The 840-nt window shown below is 66.4% G+C and carries 2 protein-coding genes; one reads left to right on the top strand and one right to left on the bottom strand.

The window, feature by feature from the left end:
• On the bottom strand, positions 1-156 hold a 156-nt coding region (locus ABD323_RS42210; protein WP_425556351.1), incomplete at its 3' end, for a transposase.
• A gap of 387 nt (positions 157-543) precedes the next feature.
• On the opposite strand from ABD323_RS42210, the gene ABD323_RS42215 reads away from it, so the two are divergent.
• A partial coding sequence (locus ABD323_RS42215) for a TetR family transcriptional regulator (RefSeq protein ID WP_344447364.1) occupies positions 544-840 on the top strand: 297 nt, incomplete at its 3' end.

Genomic DNA, 840 nt, shown 5'->3' on the forward strand with positions numbered 1-840 from the left:
GTCGCTGATGAAGTGGTGCAGGCTCTGCTCGGCGGCGCCGTAGCCGGCCACCGCCGCCAGGGCGCGCATCGACTTGCGGCCGGGCACCGAGAGCAGCCCCGAGATGTACCACTCGCCCCTCGCCCGCTGGTCACGGCGCTTCAGCGAGGCCAGCATCCGGCGGGAGAACTCCGTCACGAAGTCATCCGCCACGTCTCCCCAGATGTGCTCAGGAACGTTCTTGTCGCTTAGACCTTCCACAGCCCCCGTCCCCTCTTCTGCGGTCGCGAACCTGGCGGGCTCCGAGCGCCGGTCGGCGACGATGAGCCAGTTGCGAGGTGCTGGTGATGGATACGATACAGAACCGACTGGTTGGTTTCATCTACTTCGTCATCTTGGCACGGTCGGGGTCGGATCACAACGCCCACGCGGCCTTGACCTGACGCAGCATACTAGATACCGCACAGTTGGTTTGTTACGATGCGATGCAACCACTTGAAAACAGTCGACCCGGGCCGCCTTCGGCCGGCCCGCCGCCGACCGACTCCCCGAGGGAGATCATCGATGCCCCGTCAGGAACGGGCGCAGCGCACCCGCCAACTGCTCATCGAGGCCGCCTCGGCCTCCTTCGACCAGGCGGGCTTCGCCATGACGGGGCTCAACGACGTCATCAGGCCCACCGGCATCTCCAAAGGCGCGCTGTACTTCCACTTCGGCTCCAAGGAGCAGCTGGCCGAGGCCGTGATGGCCGAGTCCAGAGCCGGACTGCGCGAGGCGATCCGCTCCGCCCGGCACTCCAGCGACTGCCCACTGCAGTACCTGATCGACCTGAGCCACGGCCTGGCCAGGAGACTGGCCGAG

It is taken from the genome of Kitasatospora nipponensis, from assembly GCF_039528135.1.
GTDB classification, from domain to species: domain Bacteria; phylum Actinomycetota; class Actinomycetes; order Streptomycetales; family Streptomycetaceae; genus Kitasatospora; species Kitasatospora nipponensis.